The sequence below is a fragment of the Ruegeria sp. K3 genome (assembly GCF_056531845.1).
The window spans coordinates 247,700-263,559 of the sequence record NZ_JBQFMM010000003.1 but is presented as its reverse complement, the minus strand read 5'-3'; the positions used below and the strand labels follow the sequence as shown (position 1 = coordinate 263,559).

The following is a 15,860-nucleotide window of genomic DNA, read 5'->3' as shown; positions in this document are numbered from 1 at the left end:
CTGCCGTATAAAGGAGAACGCCAGATGGCAGTCCTCATCGACGAAAATACCAAAGTGATCTGTCAGGGCTTTACCGGCTCGCAGGGCACATTCCACTCTGAACAGGCCATCGCCTATGGCACCAAGATGGTCGGCGGCGTGACCCCGGGCAAAGGTGGGATGGAGCACTTGGGTCTACCAGTGTTCAACTCAGTCCACGAGGCCAAGCATGTGACCGAAGCCAACGCCTCGGTGATCTATGTTCCGCCACCCTTTGCGGCTGACTCGATCCTCGAAGCGATTGATGCCGAGATGGAGGTGATCGTCTGTATCACCGAAGGCATTCCGGTTCTGGACATGATGAAGGTGAAGCGCGCGCTGGAAGGTTCAAAATCGCGCCTGATCGGCCCGAACTGCCCCGGTGTCATCACGCCGGATGCCTGCAAGATCGGCATCATGCCCGGCCACATCCACAAGCGCGGCTCGGTCGGTGTAGTGTCGCGTTCGGGCACCCTGACCTACGAAGCCGTCAAGCAGACCACAGATGTGGGTCTGGGCCAGTCCACCTGCGTTGGCATCGGCGGCGACCCAATCAAAGGCACCGAGCATATCGACGTGCTGGAATGGTTCCTGGCGGATGACGAAACCGAGTCGATCATCATGATCGGTGAGATCGGTGGCTCTGCCGAAGAAGAAGCTGCACAGTTCCTGGCGGATGAGGCCAAGAAAGGCCGCAAGAAGCCCACGGCAGGGTTCATCGCGGGCCGCACGGCCCCTCCTGGCCGCCGCATGGGCCACGCGGGCGCCATCGTCGCCGGCGGCAAAGGCGGCGCCGAGGACAAGATCGAAGCCATGCGCTCGGCTGGTATTGTCGTGGCCGAAAGCCCGGCGCAGCTGGGTGAGGCTGTGCTGGAAGCCATCGGTTGACCAGAATTTGACTGCTTTGGGAGGAGCGGTAAACATGACTTTCGGCGAAGCCATTAAAACCTGTTTCTCCAAGTTTTTCACCTTTTCGGGCCGTGCCTCGCGGCCCGAATACTGGTTTTTTTTCCTGTTCATCGTGATCTGGAGCATCATTGCCGGGATCATCGACTGGCAGTTCTTCACTCGGGTCGCAGTGACTGAAACCGAAACATCCAAATCCGTCACGGCCACCTCAACAGGCCCGGTCCAAAGCATCGTCAGCCTGATCGTCTTTTTCCCGCATCTGGCCGTCGCGTGGCGGCGGATGCATGATACGGGGCGCAGCGGGCTTTATGCTCTGCTGCCAATCCTGCTGATCCTCGGTGCGCTGGCGGTTCTGATCTTTGGCATCGGCCTTGCCAGCCAGTTCCATGGCGGCACGTTGGATATCCTGTTCACCCGCGCAACTCTTCTTATTGTCATTCCGACACTTCTTGTCCTGTTTGTGTCGCCCCTCCTGGTTCTGTGGTGGCTGACCCGCCCCAGCGAACCAGGCACCAACCAATACGGTCCCAACCCATATGAGGTAGCCCAATGACCGAACACTCGCCCAACACCGCCTTTCATGCCTCAAGCTTCATGCAGGGGCATAATGCCGAATATCTGGAGCAGCTTTATGCCCAGTACACCAAGAACCCCGGTGCGGTCGACGCAGCCTGGGTCGAGTTCTTCAAGGCCATGGGCGATGACGCGCCGGATGTGCAGCGCGAGGCCGAGGGGCCTTCGTGGGCACGCAGCGATTGGCCTCCGATGCCTGCGGATGATCTGACCGGTGCGTTGACTGGCGAGTGGGCCGAGATCGACGCCAAGGCGGCAGGCAAGAAGATCAAGGGCAAGGCCGAAGCCAAGGGGGTCGAGGTCAGCGATGACCAGATCAAGCGCGCGGTGCTGGACAGCCTGCGGGCGCTGATGCTGATCAGGGCCTATCGTATCCGGGGCCATCTGGCAGCTGATCTGGACCCGCTGGGCATGCGCGCCGCCAGTACGCATCCCGAGCTGGACCCGAAGACTTACGGGTTCACCGATGCTGACATGGATCGACCGATCTTTATTGACAACGTGCTGGGCCTGCAGATGGCCAGCATGCGCCAAATCGTCGAGATCGTGAAGAGGACCTATTGCGGCACCTTCGCGCTGCAATACATGCATATCTCGAACCCGGAAGAGGCCGCGTGGCTGAAGGAACGCATCGAGGGGTTCGGTAAGGAAATCGCCTTCACCAAGGAAGGCCGCAAGGCGATCCTGAACAAGATGGTCGAGGCCGAGGGGTTCGAGAAATTCCTGCATGTGAAATACATGGGCACCAAGCGGTTTGGTCTGGATGGTGGCGAGGCGCTGATCCCTGCGATGGAACAGATCATCAAGCGCGGCGGCGCCTTAGGCCTCAGCGATATCGTGATCGGCATGCCCCACCGGGGCCGGCTGAACATTCTGGCCAATGTGATGGGCAAGCCCTATCGCGCGATCTTCAACGAGTTTCAGGGCGGCAGCTTCAAGCCCGAAGACGTGGATGGATCAGGCGACGTGAAATATCACCTCGGCGCGTCAAGCGACCGGGAGTTCGATGGCAATAGCGTTCACCTGTCGCTGACCGCAAACCCAAGCCACCTTGAGGCAGTGAACCCGGTGGTTCTGGGCAAGGTCCGTGCCAAGCAGGACCAGTTGAACGACGAAGACCGCACCAAAGTGATGGGCATTCTGCTGCACGGCGACGCAGCCTTTGCCGGACAGGGTGTTGTGGCCGAAGGCTTCGGCCTGTCGGGTCTGAAAGGGCATAAGACCGGCGGCACCATGCATATCGTGGTGAACAACCAGATCGGTTTCACCACCGCGCCGCATTTCAGCCGTTCCAGCCCTTATCCCACGGATATCGCGCTGATGGTTGAAGCTCCCATCTTCCACGTGAATGGCGACGACCCCGAGGCGGTGGTGCATGCCGCCAAGGTGGCGACCGAGTTCCGCCAGAAGTTCCACAAGGACGTGGTGCTGGATATCTTCTGCTACCGCCGGTTTGGTCATAACGAGGGTGACGAACCCATGTTCACCAACCCGATCATGTACAAGAAGATCAAGACGCATAAGACCACGTTGTCGTTGTATACCGAGCGCCTTGTCAGGGACGGGCTTATCCCCGAAGGCGAGATTGAAGACATGAAGGCGGCCTTTCAGGCACATCTGAATGAAGAGTTCGATGCCGGGAAAGACTACAAGCCAAACAAAGCCGACTGGCTGGATGGGCGCTGGTCGCATCTGGACAAGCACAAAGACGAATACATGCGCGGTGAAACCGCAATTACACCAGAGACGCTGGCCGAGATCGGCACTGCTCTGACCAGCGCCCCCGAAGGTTTTGCGATGCACAAAACCGTGGGCCGGTTGCTGGACCACAAGAAACAGATGTTCGAAAACGGAACCGGCTTTGACTGGGCAACGGGCGAGGCTCTGGCGTTTGGCTCTCTGCTGACTGAAGGCTACCCTGTACGTTTGGCCGGACAGGACGCGACGCGTGGCACATTCAGCCAACGCCATTCCGGATTTGTCCATCAGGAAACCGAGGAACGGTATTACCCGCTGAACAATATCCGCAAGGGCCAATCACATTATGACGTGATTGACTCGATGCTGTCCGAATACGCGGTGCTTGGGTTCGAATATGGCTATTCACTGGCCGAGCCCAACGCGCTTGTTCTCTGGGAGGCACAGTTTGGCGATTTCGCCAATGGGGCACAGATAATGTTCGATCAGTTCATCAGTTCGGGTGAATCGAAGTGGCTGCGGATGTCTGGTCTGGTCACGCTGCTGCCGCATGGGTTCGAAGGGCAAGGCCCAGAGCACTCATCTGCACGGCTTGAGCGGTTTCTGCAAATGTGCGGTCAGGACAACTGGATCGTGGCGAACTGCACAACGCCTGCGAACTATTTCCACATCCTGCGCCGTCAATTGCACCGGACCTTCCGCAAGCCGCTTATCCTGGTGACGCCGAAGTCGCTGCTGCGCCATAAGCTGGCGGTCAGCAAGGCCGAGGAATTCACCACAGGCTCGAGCTTCCATAGGGTGCTGTGGGATGATGCTCAACAGGGCAACTCGGACACTAAACTGGTGGCAGATGACAAGATCAAGCGGGTCGTCATGTGCTCGGGCAAGGTCTATTTTGATCTGCTTGAGGAACGCGACGCGCGTGGCATCGACGACATCTACCTGATGCGGATCGAACAGTATTATCCTTTCCCTGCGCATTCGCTAATCAACGAGCTTGAGCGCTTCAAGGGGGCTGAGATGGTCTGGTGTCAGGAAGAACCCAAGAACCAGGGGGCCTGGACCTTTATTGAGCCCAATATCGAATGGGTTCTGACCCGCATTGGCGCAAAACACACCCGTCCGGTCTATGCCGGTCGCGCAACTTCGGCCTCGCCCGCGACGGGTCTGGCCAGCCAACACAAAGCCCAACAAGAAGCGCTGGTGAACGAAGCGCTGAGCATTGAAGGAAAGTAAACGATGACGATTGAAGTTCGTGTTCCCACGCTGGGCGAGTCTGTCACCGAAGCCACCGTTGCGACTTGGTTCAAAAAACCCGGCGATGCAGTCGCCGTAGATGAGATGCTATGTGAACTTGAGACCGACAAGGTCACGGTCGAGGTGCCCTCACCCGCTGCTGGCGTGATGGGTGAGATCGTTGCAGCCGAAGGTGAGACCGTGGGCGTCGATGCCCTGCTTGCCACGATAGCGGCGGGCGAAGGGGCTGCGCCTGCTCCGGCAGCGGCGGCCCCGGCCCCGGCCCCGGCGGCAGCGGCACCCGCAGCATCAGGCGGCAGTGTAGATGTGATGGTGCCGACATTGGGTGAATCCGTCACCGAGGCTACAGTCTCGACATGGTTCAAACAGGTCGGCGACAGCGTTGCACAGGATGAAATGCTGTGCGAATTGGAAACCGACAAGGTCTCGGTCGAGGTCCCTGCCCCGGCGGCAGGCGTTCTGGCTGAAATCGTTGCGCCTGAAGGCAGCACGGTCGATGCTTCTGCCAAATTGGCGGTGATCTCGGGCGCAGCCGCAGGTGCAGCAGCGGCTCCGGTGGCGGCCGTCGCCGCTCCGGCTGCAGCCAGCACAGGTAAAGACGTGTCCAACGCTCCATCGGCTGAGAAAGCGATGGCCGAAGCCGGTCTGTCTGCGGATCAGGTCACTGGCACCGGACGCGATGGTCGTATCATGAAAGAAGACGTGGCAAAGGCAGTTGCAGCAGCTACGGCCCCAGCGCCTGCGGCGGCTGTGCCCGCCCCCGCTGCCCAAACTCCGCGCGCGCCTGTGGCTGCCGAGGATGCGAGCCGCGAAGAGCGCGTGCGCATGACCCGTCTGCGCCAGACCATCGCCAAGCGCCTGAAGGACGCGCAGAACACCGCCGCGATCCTGACCACCTATAACGAGGTGGACATGACCGAGGTGATGGCCCTGCGCAACCAGTACAAGGACCAGTTCGAGAAGAAGCATGGCGTACGTCTGGGCTTTATGTCCTTTTTCACCAAGGCCTGCTGTCATGCGCTGAAAGAAGTGCCCGAAGTGAATGCCGAGATCGACGGCAATGACATCGTCTACAAGAACTTCGTGCATATGGGTGTGGCCGCAGGTACGCCGCAAGGGCTGGTGGTTCCAGTCATCCGGGATGCGGACTCGATGTCTTTCGCAGCGATCGAGAAAGCCATCGCCGAAAAGGGCAAGCGCGCCCGTGATGGTAAACTCTCGATGGCGGAAATGCAGGGCGGCACTTTCACGATCTCGAACGGAGGCGTCTACGGCTCGCTGATGTCTTCACCGATCCTGAACCCGCCGCAATCGGGCATTCTGGGCATGCACAAGATCCAGGATCGTCCCATGGTCATCAATGGTGAGATCAAAATCCGCCCGATGATGTATCTGGCGCTGTCCTATGATCACCGTATTGTGGACGGCAAGGGTGCTGTGACATTCCTTGTCCGCGTAAAAGAGGCGCTGGAAGACCCGCGTCGCCTGCTGATGGATCTTTAAGATGGCGACTCATGTACTGTGGCAAGCCGATGTGGCCGATTTCGATGCCTGGCTGAAAGTGTTCCGCGAGGATCAACCGATGCGCAAGGCCGCGGGTATCCGCGACCTGCATGTCTGGCGCGATCCAGATCAGCGGGATCATGCGATAGCGATGTTCGAGGTTATGAATCTGGATAAGGCCAAAGCCTTTTTTGGGTCCGAAGAACTGGCGATGCACCACGAACGCGGCGGCATTGCGCATATATCAATCAAGCTGCTGGAACCCGTTTGAAATATAGGTACCCGACCCACCACACCGGATCGGGACGCTGCCGGATCACCCGGTCGATTTAGGAGAATGTAATGGCAAATTATGACGTCATCGTAATCGGCGCCGGACCCGGCGGCTATGTCTGCGCCATCCGTTGCGCCCAACTGGGCCTTAAAACCGCAGTTGTCGAGGGGCGCGAGACGCTGGGTGGGACTTGCCTGAACGTGGGCTGCATCCCCTCGAAAGCATTGTTGCATGCCAGCCATCAGTTGCACGAAGCCGAACACAACTTTGCAAAGATGGGTTTGAAGGGGAAGTCACCTTCGGTCGATTGGAAGCAGATGCAGGCCTACAAGGACGAGGTCATCGATGGCAACACCAAGGGCATCGAGTTTCTGTTCAAGAAGAACAAGATCGATTGGCTGAAAGGCTGGGGCTCAATCCCTGCTGCGGGCAAGGTCAAGGTTGGTGATGAGGTCCATGAGACCAAGAACATCATTATCGCGTCGGGTTCTGAGCCGTCAGCGCTGCCCGGCGTCGAGGTTGACGAAAAGGTCGTAGTGACTTCGACTGGCGCGTTGTCTCTGGGCAAAGTTCCCAAGAAAATGATTGTGATCGGTGCCGGTGTGATCGGGCTTGAATTGGGCTCAGTCTACAGCCGTTTGGGCGCAGAGGTGACGGTGATCGAATTCCTCAAGGAAATCACGCCGGGTATGGACCCCGAGGTTCAGAAGACTTTCCAGCGCATCCTGAAGAAACAGGGTTTGAAGTTCGTCATGGGCGCTGCGGTGCAAAAGACCGAAGCCACCAAGACCAAAGCCAAGGTAACGTACAAGCTGCTCAAGGATGACAGCGAGCACGTCATCGATGCTGATGCCGTGCTGGTGGCCACCGGGCGCAAGCCCTATTCGGAGGGTCTGGGGCTGGATGCTTTAGGCGTCGAGATGACCCCGCGCGGCCAGATCAAGGTCGGCAGTGATTGGCAGACCAACGTGCCGGGCATCTACGCCATCGGCGACGTGACCGAAGGCCCGATGCTGGCCCACAAGGCTGAAGACGAGGGCATGGCCGCAGCCGAGCAGGTTGCAGGCAAGCATGGTCATGTGAACTATGGTGTTATTCCTGGGGTCATCTACACTTGGCCCGAGGTGGCCAATGTGGGTGAGACCGAAGCGACACTCAAAGAACAGGGCCGCGCCTACAAGGTCGGCAAGTTCATGTTCATGGGCAATGGCCGGGCCAAGGCGAATTTCGCAGCCGACGGGTTCGTCAAGATTCTGGCAGACAAAGAAACCGATCGCATTCTGGGCGCGCATATCATCGGCCCCGCGGCCGGAGACCTGATCCACGAGGTTTGCGTCGCCATGGAATTCGGCGCATCAGCCGAAGATCTGGCCCTGACCTGTCACGCTCACCCGACCTATTCCGAAGCAGTGCGCGAGGCGGCGCTCGCCTGTGGTGACGGGCCAATTCACAGCTGACCCAACCTGAGCAGGTCCTCTACCTAGTCTCCTTGAGCGGCACCCCGTGTCGCTCAAAACCATTTGCGGCAGGTGATCAGACGCGGTTTACTGACTCCATTGCTTTTGGAAAGGAAGTCAGATGAGCGTCAGTTTACAGGTGATCTATCCCATAGGTACAGAAACACATTTCGATTTCGACTATTATGTCGGCACACATCTTCCGCTTGTCGGCGAGCACATGGGGTCACATATCGAACGTACGGTCGTAACCAAAGGCATTGCGGGAGGCCCGGATGAGGCGGCGGGTCACTACGCGATCGCAACGATCATATTTGAAGATCAGGAAGCGATGAACGACGCTATGTCAAAGGCAGGCCCTGTCCTGGCCGATCTGCCAAACTTCACCAATGTCAAACCGCAGATGCTGATCGGTGAGGTGATCGGCTGAATCAGAGCCATGTTTACCTACCACATGGTTTTTGCGGCGCGGGCACCCCATTCCTGATCATATTGCGCGCCGCCTTCCTCTCCTGACGTCATTTCCGACAATATCTCGCCAGCCGTCGGCAGGCCCTCGCTTTCATCGTGGCCACTCCAGGTTCTGGCCCGGATCAGGGCGCGCGCGCATTGTGTGTAAATCTCGGATATCTCGATTACGATGACGGTTGCGGGGCGTTTTCCGTGTTTTTCGAACCGGGCGCGCAGGGCTTCATCATCAGTCAGTTGAGCGTTCCCATTTACCCGAACCACATTGTTCGAACCGGGCACCATGAACAACAATGAGACGCGCGGGTCGAGTACGATATTTCGCAGGGAATCCAAGCGGTTGTTTCCCCGCCAATCCGGCAGTGCCAGGGTACCTTGGTCCAGTTCCAACACAACTGGCCCTTCATCTCCACGCGGGCTGCCATCGACACCTTCGGAGCCGACGGTGCTGAGGATACACAAGCGTGAGGCCATAATCCATTTGCGGTAGAGCGGTGTTAGCCGCCGCGCCACTTTGCGGATCGAGGCTGCTCCGGGCGTGCCATACAGCGCTTCCAGAGCGGTAATGTCCTCAATGAATTCCATCCGGATCAAACCCCACTTCTCGCATCAGTTCGTTGGACCGTGTCTCAATCACGTTTTCCAGCCGTTCCAGAAAGGCATTCCGCGCAACGCCGGGTTCGATCGGATTAAGGAAATCAACAATCGCCGTGCCGGGCTTGCGCATGATACCGGTTCTGGGCCAGAAGACGCCCGCATTGGTGGCAACTGGCACGCACGTGAACCCAAGCCCTTCATACAGAACCGCCGTTCCAACCTTGTAAGGCTTGTGCACCCCAGGCGCGACGCGTGTACCTTGCGGGTAGATCACCAACTGACCGGGTTCGCTGAACTCGCGCGCGACATCCTTGACCATCTTCGCAACCGCCGCCCCGCGTTTGCCGCGATTGACCGGGATACATCCCAGACGGCGCGCATACATTCCGATGACCGGCGTCCACAGAAGCTCTCGTTTCATGATGAATTTGCCGTGTGGGATGGCGTCGAAGATTATGATGATGTCCAGAAACGACTGGTGCTTGGCGCCGATCACAACCTCGCCATGTGGGACTTCCCCGCGCACTTCGCAGCGAATACCAACCATCCAGCGGGCCAACCACTTGGTTGTGCGCGCATAGGTTTTGCATGCTCGCAATGCGCCACGCTTGGCAAATAGCGCATAGGGGGCAAAGACAAGCCCCAGCACCAGCATCCAGGCATAGATGGTGATCATGAAGATCAGCGACCGGACCCATTGAATGGCCATGAACATCACGAAAGCTCCTTCAACTTGCGCTGCGCGGCTGACCATGTTGCCAGAAACGCAACGGCCGCGCCCAATACCGGGATCAGCACGGGCAGGATCCAACCGATACCCTGAAACCCAAGGCCAGTGAGAAAACCACCCGCATCCGAGGCTTCGGGGAGCAACAATACACCCGTCATACCCAGCAAGGTGCCAACCGCTGCCCCAAACAGCGCCCGGAACGTAAAGCGGCGCACGAACGCTCCGGCGATGAACCGGTCCCGCGCGCCGACCTGACGCAGAACCTCAATTATCTGCGCGTTGGCGGCAAGCGAGGCGTTGGCGGCAAGCGTGATCATGGCGGCAGTGGCGCCACCGATCAGCAGGATCGAAATCCAGCCCAGACGCCGCAGCGAATTGGCCGCATCAACCAATGGCTCGCGCCAGCGAGTGTGATCATCCAGCACTGCGCCCGGCACCTCAGCCCCTAGCCGCAGCCGCAGGCCAGCCGCATCAAGACCCGGCTCACCTTCGATAATCTCTATCAGCTGCGGGATTGGTAAAGTGTCCAGAGGCAAGTCCGGTCCGAACCAGGGTGACAGCAGTGTGGCCTGCTCTTCGCTCGTCAACGCGCGAGCCGAAGCCACACCCGGCGTTTGCTGGAGGACATTCAAAGCAGCCTCGGTTTGCGCCGCACGTTGATCTGCAGGGGCATTGATCCGCAAGGTCGCTGCCCCCGCCAACTCTGAAGCCCAACGATCCGCCACACGGCCCGAGGCTAACGAAAGAGCCAGCGCAAAAACCGCCAGAAAGGCCATTGCACCAGACACGAACAGGGTCAATTGCGCCGTAAAGCCCGTGGGTGGCACCACCCGGTCGGCGCGGCTATCACGGCGCAGCAAATTGCGGATCGTGCCCTTGCTCATAGATCCGCCCCTGCAAGCTGCACCCGGCGCTGCGCGATACGCAGAACGCGAGCCTGAACCTGGCTTTTGGCGGCGCGGATCAGGCTTAGGTCATGGGTGGCGATCAGCACGGTTTTTCCCATCCTGTTCAATTCGACCAACAGGTGCAGAAGTCGTTGCGACATCTCCCAGTCCACGTTGCCGGTGGGTTCATCCGCAAGCACCACATCGGGCGATAGGATGACTGCGCGGGCCAATGCGGCACGCTGGCGTTCGCCCCCCGATAGTTCAGGCGGGTGCGCCTCAAGCCTGCTGCCAAGCCCGACCCAGCCAAGCAGTTCGGTCAGATCGTCCTGCTGCCCATTTTCAGAGCGCCCCGAGACCATCAGCGGCAACGCGACATTCTCGGCCAGCGTCATGTGATCCAAAAACCGGCAATCCTGATGCACCACGCCAATTCGGCGGCGCAGCAGCGCCATCTGATCACGGTCCATGCGGGCGATATCCTCGCCAAAGGCCATCAACCTGCCCGAGGTTGGCAACAACGCGCCATAACAGAGTTTCAGCAATGTGGTCTTGCCCGCACCCGAAGGCCCGGTCAGAAAGTGGAACGATCCGGGCTGCAATTGCAGCGAAACATCGCTTAGCAACTCACCACCGCCGTAGGTATAGCTGATATTCTCCAGCTCGATCACGCCTGCCCCCTTTATTCTGCTCACCTCTTGCCCGAGCGCAGCGGTGGATTCAATGCCTCGGGCGGGGCCAATTGGCGACACTTGGCCCGCGAAACCGAAAACACGCTTTGCTGTTGGGTCTTAACGGAATATCATCCCTGAAAAAACTATTATCAGGCCAGCCTTGAAGGCCAGGAGGCAGAATGCGTTTAACGTGTCCGAATTGCAGCGCCCAGTACGAAGTCCCGGACGAAGTGATCCCCGAGGACGGGCGCGAAGTTCAATGCTCGGCTTGCGAAGAGACCTGGTTTCAGGAAAAGTATCGAGTCGCCAGCAAAGCAGAGCCGGAAGCGAAATCTGCGACTGCAATCCAGGCAGCCTTTGCCGAACCGGAAGATGTTAAGTCAGAGGATGCGCCAGAACCCGATGCGGCCAAGGCCGAGCCAGAAAAGGTTAAGGCAGAAGACACACCAGAACCCGATGCGCCCGAGGAATTGAGTGTTGGAAACGTAGACCCAGCGGTATCCAGCATCCTCAAGGAAGAGGCTGCACGCGAGGCAGAGCTGCGCGAGCGTGAAGGCAGCAATCTGGAAAGCCAACCTGATCTGGCATTGGATCCGCCTGAAGAGCCCAAAGTCAAACCGAAACGGCCCTCGGCCACTGAAACCGCCGCTGACGCAGGTCAGAAAGATGAGCTGCCGGATGTTGAGGCGATCAACTCGGGTCTGCGCAGCGACTTGACATCGGACGAAGCTGAAGCCGTTGCTCCGGCCCGCAAATCCGGTGGGTTTCTGCGTGGCTTTGCCTTGATCATTATCATCGGCGTCATTCTGTTTCTGATATATGGAAACGCCAATCAGATCAGCGAGGCGGTTCCTCAGGCTGATCCGATGCTGAAATCATATGTCTCACTGGTCGATCAAGCGCGCCTTTGGCTTGAGACACAGACCGGGGGCGCAGGGCAGAACTAGAACCTTTCGAGCAATCGCTTGAGGTATTCCAACTCGATCTGAGGCCGATCCTGTTCACCGGTCCTACGGCGGATTTCATCCAGCAACTCGCGCGCACGGCGATATACATCTTCGCCTTGCAGCAGGTTGTCGTCGGTCGAGATTGATCCCGCGGAACCTGGCGTACGACCCAATGGATCGCGGTTATTGGCCTGCATGTCGCCGGCCTCGGTCCCTTGACCCGGCTGGTTCTGCTGGTTCTGCGCCAGGGCTTCGCCCAGTGAACGCATGCCTTCGCGCAAGGCTTCCATCGCCTCGGATTGACGGTCAATCGCCTCGGCCAGATCATCGCTGCGCAAGGCGTCTTCGGCGTCGTCCATGGCCCGGCCCGCACGGCCCAATGCTTCGCGCGCAGCGTCGCCTTCGGGTGTACCACCGCCGGGCAGACCTTGTTGTTGCCGACTCAACTCATCCCGCAGCGCCTGCTGCCGATCCGCCAGTGACCCCTGACCTTGCTGGCCTTCACCAGCCTCATCCTGCCCCTGGCCCTGGCCGCCCTGGCCTTCATGGCTCTGGCCGCGTCCCAGACCACCGTTGCGACCCTCATTGCCCTGACTTTCGCCCGCTTGCGCACCGGGGTTGAACTGTTCCTGCAGGTCGCGGAATGCCTGATCGCTGAGGCCCTGTTGTTCGCGCAGGGTTTCTGCCAGCCCTTCCATGGCCTGCTGTCCTTCGGACTGGCCACCTTGGCCCTGCCCTTGTGTGACGCGCATGTTTTCCATCATTTGCTGGAACTCTTCCAATGCCTGCTGCGCCTCGGCCATGCGGCCTTGTTCCATGAGCTCCTGAATGCGGTCCATCATTCGCTGCAGGTCATCCTGCGTCATCTGCAGGGTTTCGCCGTTCTGGCCCTGCTGTCCTTGCTGCGTCTCACCGTTTTCCTGCGCCAGACGCTGGAGTTGCCGCATGTAATCCTGTGTCGCTTCGCGCAGCTCCTGCATCAGTTCGGCAATCTCTTCGTCGCTGGCACCGTTCTGCATCGCTTCGGTCAGACGCTCCTGCGCACGGCGCATCCGTTCCAGTGCGTCGGCCAGCGTGCCATCCTCGATCAGAACCGCCAGATCCCACAGTGCTTGCGCAATTTCTTCCTGCTGTTTGACGTTCAGTGCGCTGTATTTGTCGAAGGTCTCCAGCCGCCGCAGGATCACACGCAGACGCAGATACGCTGTATCTGAGCGGAACAGGTCCTCGGGTAGGTGCGAAACCGCGCGCAGCAATTGCGATACACGCAGCGCGTTTTCGCGCGACCAGAGCAGATCGCGCCGCTGTTCGATCACCGCAGCAGCCAATGGGTCAAAGAACCTACGGGCGGGCAGTTCTGTCAGATAAGGTTCTGCCACCGTCTCTTGATCCGCCGCATCGATGGCCATGAGGGTTATTTTCACCGGCAAATGTGCCCAAGGGTGCTGCGAGAAATCCTCGATCAAGTCTTCGGTGAAATCGGTCCGATCGCCTGTAATCGGCATTGGCAACTCGACCGTAATGATCTCGCGCGGTTCTGGCTCGGTCGCAAGACCGAATTGACGGTTGACCGCAGGCAGGTCCAATTCGATCCGGGCGGTGCCGGAGACGATTCCATAGTCATCCGCAGCAGCGAAGGGTAGCTTCATCTGTCCGCCAGCCTCTGATTGCGCCACTCCTGCCGTCGCGATCCTGGGGGCAGTGTCCGGAAGGATCTCAAGCGCCCAATCGCGCCCGGCCGGGCCATCGATCCGCATCTGACCCGAGCGTTCCGCAACAAATTCCTGTTCCGGTTCTGTCGCGGCTTCGGTGCCCAGAGGTGTCGAAGATTCTGTCAGGCTGTGCGCGCCGATCTCGCCGTAGAACCGAAGTGTGATGCGGCTGCCTTCAGGCACCGTCAACGTCGGATCGGTCTGATCTGCAAGGTAGAGCGTTGGCAGCCCGGTGTAGCGCGGCGGTTCAATCCAACCCTCCCAAGTCGGGCCCTGCCCCGCCTGAGCGGTCCCCGGCGTCATGTCAGCGACTGAGCCTATCCGCCAGAACGAGCCGAACAGAGCCGCAACGACGAGTGCCAATAAGGCAGCATAGCGAAGCGCATAGGGATCGCGAGACGCCAGCCGCAAGTCGGGTTTCACCGGATCGGCCTTTGATGCACGATCTGCCATGCGCGTCTGGTGCGCATGCCACAGTGCCACCGAATCCGCATCCATCGCACCGATTGCCTGATCGTCCATCAGTGCTTGTATCGGGCGTCCGGGCAGGGTTTCATCCAGCCGAACCAGCGCCTCGGCCCGGGTTGGCAGGTGGAACCGTCTGATTCCCAAAACCGCTGTCGCAATCAAAGCAATCAATCCGATCGCTGCAGAAATCCAAACGGCTTCAATGCGCACAAGATCGTGCAGACCCAGCATCAGGGCGGCCAGCAGCGCCATAAGAATAGAAAAGAACGGCCAGAAGGCGCGCATCACCTGCTCAGCCAGCATACCCCCGTGCGTCAGCCACAGGGACAGTCTTGGAATTGGCAAGGTCTGGTTGTCGCGCAAGGCAGGCCTCCTGATCGGCCCGACGCGCCTATCGCGTCAAAGCCACTCAGGTATGGTATCGCGGTTTATGATTTCGTCAAAGCTTGGGCGTTCACGAATTACGGCAAATTGATCCCCGTTCACCAGAACCTCAGGGATCAGGGGCCGCGTATTGTATTCGCTAGACATGACTGCACCGTAGGCACCTGCACTGCGGAATGCGATAAGATCGCCCGATTTCAAAGCCGGCATGTTGCGTTGTTTTGCAAAGGTATCCCCGGATTCACAGACCGGACCAACGATATCATACGGGCGCTGTTCGACCCCTGCGGCAGGTTCTTCGACCGCCACTATATCATGATACGCCTCATACATCGCGGGGCGGATCAGGTCGTTCATTGCGCCATCGAGGATCAGGAAATCGCGGTCTTCGCCGGATTTAACATAGATGACCTTGGACACCATCAGACCCGCATTGCCAGCGATCAGCCGACCGGGCTCAATCTCGATCTCGCAGCCCAGATGGCCCAGTGTTTTCTTGACCATCGCACCATATTCAACCGGCAGCGGAGGCGCGTCGTTGGAACGGGCATAAGGAATACCCAAACCACCGCCCAGATCGAGGCGGCGGATGTTATGCCCCTCTGCGCGTAGGCGCTCTGTCAGTTCCGCAACCTTCATATAAGCCAGTTCAAACGGCTCAAGCTCGGTTAGTTGTGAGCCGATATGGACATCGATCCCAATCACCTCCAGTCCCGGAAGGCTTGCGGCCAGTGCATAAACCTCGGACGCACGCGAGATTGGGATACCGAACTTGTTCTCGGACTTGCCGGTGGCGATCTTGGCGTGGGTTTTTGCATCCACGTCCGGATTCACCCGAACAGTGATCGGCGCAACCTTGCCCAATTCCAGTGCAACCGCATTGATCACCTGCATTTCGGGCTCGGATTCGACGTTGAACTGACGAATGCCACCGGTCAGAGCGGTACGAATCTCATCCGCTGTCTTGCCGACGCCCGAAAAGACAATCTTGTCTCCGGGCACGCCCGCGGCTTTGGCGCGCAGATATTCCCCGCCCGAAACCACATCCATTCCCGCACCTGCCTGCGCCAGCGTCTTCAGGATGGCTTGATTGCTGGCCGCTTTCATCGCATAGCAGACTAGGTGATCAGTGCCCTCAAGCGCGTCATCGAACAGCTTGAAATGCCGCTGCAGCGTCGCCGTCGAATAGACATAGAACGGGGTTCCGACCGCGGCTGCGATTTCGGAGATTGGCACATCCTCGGCGAAAAGCGCGCCGTCGCGGTAGAGAAAATGATCCATGCCTGCGCGCTTAGACCAAAAGA

Annotated in this window: 14 protein-coding genes; 8 read left to right on the top strand and 6 right to left on the bottom strand. The window is 59.0% G+C overall.

Going from position 1 to position 15,860, the window contains the following annotated elements:
* The first annotated feature begins 24 nt into the window (after window positions 1-24).
* From sucD to ACR0MP_RS07825, 7 genes are all read left to right on the top strand, one after another.
* Window positions 25-906 (top strand): succinate--CoA ligase subunit alpha, encoded by an 882-nt coding sequence (gene sucD / locus ACR0MP_RS07855; protein WP_152456828.1) that lies wholly within the window; start codon window positions 25-27, stop codon window positions 904-906.
* Between the two features lie 34 nt (window positions 907-940).
* Entirely contained in the window at window positions 941-1,480 is a 540-nt protein-coding gene (locus tag ACR0MP_RS07850) for a DUF805 domain-containing protein (protein WP_480886306.1), read from the top strand.
* Complete coding sequence (locus ACR0MP_RS07845; RefSeq protein WP_170408342.1) at window positions 1,477-4,434, top strand: 2-oxoglutarate dehydrogenase E1 component; 2,958 nt, start codon at window positions 1,477-1,479, stop codon at window positions 4,432-4,434. Before ACR0MP_RS07850 ends, ACR0MP_RS07845 begins: the two co-directional genes overlap by 4 nt.
* Window positions 4,435-4,437: 3 nt before the next feature.
* On the top strand, window positions 4,438-5,958 hold the full coding sequence (gene odhB / locus ACR0MP_RS07840; RefSeq protein WP_170408343.1) for a 2-oxoglutarate dehydrogenase complex dihydrolipoyllysine-residue succinyltransferase: 1,521 nt from the start codon (window positions 4,438-4,440) through the stop codon (window positions 5,956-5,958).
* Between the two features lies 1 nt (window position 5,959).
* Complete coding sequence (locus ACR0MP_RS07835) at window positions 5,960-6,229, top strand: hypothetical protein (protein WP_170395780.1); 270 nt, start codon at window positions 5,960-5,962, stop codon at window positions 6,227-6,229.
* Between the two features lie 71 nt (window positions 6,230-6,300).
* On the top strand, window positions 6,301-7,689 hold the full coding sequence (lpdA, locus tag ACR0MP_RS07830; protein ID WP_170408344.1) for a dihydrolipoyl dehydrogenase: 1,389 nt from the start codon (window positions 6,301-6,303) through the stop codon (window positions 7,687-7,689).
* A gap of 121 nt (window positions 7,690-7,810) precedes the next feature.
* Window positions 7,811-8,119: an EthD family reductase gene (locus ACR0MP_RS07825; protein ID WP_170408345.1), complete on the top strand. Its 309-nt coding sequence runs from the start codon at window positions 7,811-7,813 to the stop codon at window positions 8,117-8,119.
* A 17-nt stretch (window positions 8,120-8,136) separates the two neighbouring features.
* On the opposite strand, the gene ACR0MP_RS07820 is transcribed toward ACR0MP_RS07825, so the two are convergent.
* The 4 genes from ACR0MP_RS07820 to ACR0MP_RS07805 are packed head-to-tail and all read right to left on the bottom strand — an operon-like array spanning window position 8,137 to window position 11,042.
* Complete coding sequence (locus tag ACR0MP_RS07820) at window positions 8,137-8,742, bottom strand: pyridoxamine 5'-phosphate oxidase family protein (protein ID WP_170408346.1); 606 nt, start codon at window positions 8,740-8,742, stop codon at window positions 8,137-8,139.
* Window positions 8,729-9,469: a lysophospholipid acyltransferase family protein gene (locus tag ACR0MP_RS07815; protein ID WP_480886305.1), complete on the bottom strand. Its 741-nt coding sequence runs from the start codon at window positions 9,467-9,469 to the stop codon at window positions 8,729-8,731. The genes ACR0MP_RS07820 and ACR0MP_RS07815 overlap by 14 nt, the downstream gene beginning before the upstream one ends.
* The gene (locus ACR0MP_RS07810) at window positions 9,469-10,368 is read right to left on the bottom strand and encodes an FtsX-like permease family protein (protein ID WP_170408348.1); all 900 of its coding nucleotides are present in this window, start codon (window positions 10,366-10,368) and stop codon (window positions 9,469-9,471) included. Before ACR0MP_RS07810 ends, ACR0MP_RS07815 begins: the two co-directional genes overlap by 1 nt.
* Entirely contained in the window at window positions 10,365-11,042 is a 678-nt protein-coding gene (locus ACR0MP_RS07805; RefSeq protein WP_480886365.1) for a cell division ATP-binding protein FtsE, read from the bottom strand. Before ACR0MP_RS07805 ends, ACR0MP_RS07810 begins: the two co-directional genes overlap by 4 nt.
* Window positions 11,043-11,224: 182 nt before the next feature.
* Between ACR0MP_RS07805 and ACR0MP_RS07800 the strand changes: the two genes are divergently transcribed.
* Window positions 11,225-11,992: a zinc-ribbon domain-containing protein gene (locus tag ACR0MP_RS07800; RefSeq protein WP_170408349.1), complete on the top strand. Its 768-nt coding sequence runs from the start codon at window positions 11,225-11,227 to the stop codon at window positions 11,990-11,992.
* Here the strand turns inward: ACR0MP_RS07800 and ACR0MP_RS07795 are convergent.
* Window positions 11,989-14,535 carry a TIGR02302 family protein gene (locus ACR0MP_RS07795; RefSeq protein ID WP_480886303.1) on the bottom strand — a complete coding sequence of 849 codons (2,547 nt, stop codon included), beginning with the start codon at window positions 14,533-14,535 and terminating at the stop codon, window positions 11,989-11,991. The two genes, ACR0MP_RS07800 and ACR0MP_RS07795, sit on opposite strands and share 4 nt — an antisense overlap.
* 36 nt (window positions 14,536-14,571) lie before the next feature.
* On the bottom strand, window positions 14,572-15,837 hold the full coding sequence (gene lysA, locus ACR0MP_RS07790; protein ID WP_170408351.1) for a diaminopimelate decarboxylase: 1,266 nt from the start codon (window positions 15,835-15,837) through the stop codon (window positions 14,572-14,574).
* Between the last annotated feature and the right edge of the window lie 23 nt (window positions 15,838-15,860).